The organism is Desulfobacter sp. UBA2225, from assembly GCF_002348205.1.
Classification (GTDB): Bacteria; Desulfobacterota; Desulfobacteria; order Desulfobacterales; family Desulfobacteraceae; genus Desulfobacter; species Desulfobacter postgatei.
Genome location: NZ_DDYV01000154.1, coordinates 1 through 2,783 on the forward strand (window position 1 = coordinate 1; position 2,783 = coordinate 2,783).

A 2,783-nucleotide genomic window follows, 5' to 3' on the forward strand; every position below is an offset into this window, starting at 1 on the left:
ATGACAGGGGGACCTTGTCTCCGTTCTTGTCCCTGAGTTCATCCGATGTGTACAGGGCATTGTACAATTTATAGTAAATGCCCGGCGGGGGAAGCGTGCTGCATTTGATCCCCTCGACACCGCTGACGTAATGGCCGGTTTCACCGGCTAAGGCCGGGCCGGTACCGCTGAAAAGAATTAAAACCCAGAGAACCGCGGCTGTTTTTCGCATTTATCTTTTTCAACCTCCATCGATTTTCCGGCCCCGGGGCGGGACACAGCGGAAAAAAAGCCCCGAAGCCAATTTGAAATCAGCCTGGGGCTTTACCATTGCCGCCAAGAATTACGGGCCATTCGGCAGGTCTTCTGACTCGCGGATCATCCTTGTCCCCGCGCCTTCCCGCATCGATTCGTATTGTTCTTTCGATGCAGTGGCTTACTTGCGGGTTTCGTCCTCGCTTACAGCGGCGGGTCCATGCCGGATTTTCACCGGGCTTCCCTCTTTTTCGCCCTTTTGGGGCAACCGAATGCCAACACTGTTATTTAAGTGGTGCTCCTATCACGGGGGGCAAAAAACTGTCAATAAAATAAAGAAAGGAAGGGGGGCATCGGTTTCGGCGATTTCGGATCCGGTTCAATTGTTTCCAAAATTCATGAATTTGAACGATCAGCCCTGTCATCGACATTGACAAGAAAACCCCGGCTGTGGTTTAATTTAAACACTGACATTGAGAACAGACTGCGGCATGAACGTCAATTCAGGGCAGTTGCGTATGAATCCCTGATTCCTGTCCTGAGAACCTGACCATCGATCTGAATAATCATTGTTTCCTGTTTTTCGAGAGAAGAATGAAGACACCCTTGATCAAAGAATATCCCCATCAGTATGAATCCCGGCTCAGGCTCAAGAATGGTGCCGGGGTATTTCTCAGGCCCGTGATGCCCGCAGATAGTCAACTTATTGTCGATATGTTCAACAAAATGTCTCCTCAGTCGATATATTTTCGATTTTTGAGAAATCTCAACGCCATTCCGGAAAACATGATCCGTAAATTCACTCATGTCAATTACAACAGCGAATCCGCCCTTGTTGCCGTGATTCAAGAAGACGGAAAAGACGCCATCATAGCCGTCGGACGTTACGGATATGATTCCGATGAAGATATTACGGATCTGGCTGTTGCGGTTCGCGATGACTGGCAGCATCTTGGCCTTGGTAAATCCTTGCTGAAAAAAGTCGTTGATATTGCAAAGGAACATGGTGTTTCACGTTTCACGTGCATGATGGACTCTCGGAACCACAAAATCAAAAACATCTTATTGGCACTGGGTTACAACGTGAAGTATTTTCCAGAAAACGGTGTTTCCCGAGTAGAGATAGCTGTTTGAATGGGCGTATAAGGATTTCCCATGTTCATGCGTTGCTGTTTATGAGTCGTAGCGAATGATTTTTGGAATACTGATCAGTGAGTTGCAGAAAGCCTTTGCGGATGGATTGAAATTTACTTGCGATGGCGAATCATCTTGCGAGCAGCGTCAAAAGTTCGAATGCGTTAATAATCATTTGCCTGTTCAATAATCAAGCGGTATAATCAAATATTAAAAAAATCATGAATAAATTAGATTTGACAACCCAAAACCCAACACGAAGAAGCGAAACGGTGTTGCTGAAAAGTATAAACTGCTATTTGACCGCAGAACTCTGATCTAATAGACAAACATTATACATGAAAGGAGTAAAGGATGAAAAAAATCATTTGTTTTGTTTTTTGCTTGGCATTTTGCTTGGCAATCGGTTTTACGGCATGGGCTGTTGAAATAGATCCGGCAGCTGTGCAGGCAAACCAGGTTCCGGCAAGTTATGCAACGGTAAAGGATGGAAACGTCGTTTTCAGTAAAGCAATAACCGCATACAGCCCCGACGAAATGGATACAATACTGAAGGCTTATGGCGGTACTCTTCAGGCGGATGCTCAAGTTCCGGGAAGTTATGCAACGGTCAAGGAAGGAAACATCGTTTTCGGGAAAGCGGCCACCGCATACAGCCCTGATTTAACACATCAAATTCTGACGGCTTATGGTTTCAGCACCACCCCTGAGGCCATTGAACAACTTAAAGACCCGGCTGGTTATGCAACGGTTAAAGATGGAAACATCGTTTTCGGGAAAGCCTCGACGGCATACGGTGCTGAAGATTTTAACAGGGTGATGGCCGCTTATCGGTTGCCCGAACCCCCGCCTGTAGTTGCGCCGGCGCCAGTTGTCGCGCCGCCGCCGCCGCCGCCAGTAGAAAAATGTCTTGATGCCGATGCAGACGGCATCTGTGATGATGTTGACAAATGCCTGGGTACGCCTAAGGGCGCAAAGGTTGATGAAAGAGGATGCTGGGTAATTGGCGTTCAGTTTTTTGATTTTGACAAAGCTGTATTGAGGCCGGATCATTATGCGGAACTTAATGAAGTTGTGAGCGTGATGAAGGCAAATCCGAATCTTAGAGTTGAAGCCGACGGACATACATGCGACCTCGGCCGAGAGAAATACAACCAGAAACTTTCCGAAAGACGCGCCAAAGCGGTAGTGGATTATCTGGTAAATAATGGAATCGATCCGCAACGGCTTTCATGGAAAGGATTCGGCGAAACTCAACCCGCATATCCGAATACATCAGAGGAAAACAGGGCAAAGAATCGGAGGGTTGAACTGACCCCAAGCGCTAATTAAGAGCGGTAAGAAGATTAAAAAGTTTTAGGTGCGATTTTTTGCAAAGGCGGCGGGCAGCGAGAAAGGTAATGGCCTGTTTTTGC

At 47.0% G+C, this 2,783-nt stretch carries 3 protein-coding genes and 1 riboswitch; of the genes, 2 read left to right on the plus strand and 1 reads right to left on the minus strand.

Translation table 11 applies throughout. The annotated features are described in order from the left end of the window. Window positions 1-211 (minus strand): hypothetical protein (locus B3D59_RS07960; protein WP_286818802.1); only part of this gene is annotated, 211 nt, incomplete at its 3' end. Window positions 212-318: 107 nt separating this feature from the next. Then, a riboswitch (cobalamin riboswitch) is annotated at window positions 319-522 on the minus strand. 306 nt (window positions 523-828) lie between these two features. On the opposite strand from B3D59_RS07960, the gene B3D59_RS07965 reads away from it, so the two are divergent. Both B3D59_RS07965 and B3D59_RS07970 read left to right on the plus strand, forming a co-directional pair. Next, window positions 829-1,368: a GNAT family N-acetyltransferase gene (locus B3D59_RS07965; protein ID WP_286818803.1), complete on the plus strand. Its 540-nt coding sequence runs from the start codon at window positions 829-831 to the stop codon at window positions 1,366-1,368. Window positions 1,369-1,722: 354 nt separating this feature from the next. Then, window positions 1,723-2,700, plus strand: a complete 978-nt coding sequence (locus B3D59_RS07970; protein WP_286818804.1) for an OmpA family protein — start codon at window positions 1,723-1,725, stop codon at window positions 2,698-2,700. The last annotated feature ends 83 nt before the right edge of the window (window positions 2,701-2,783 follow it).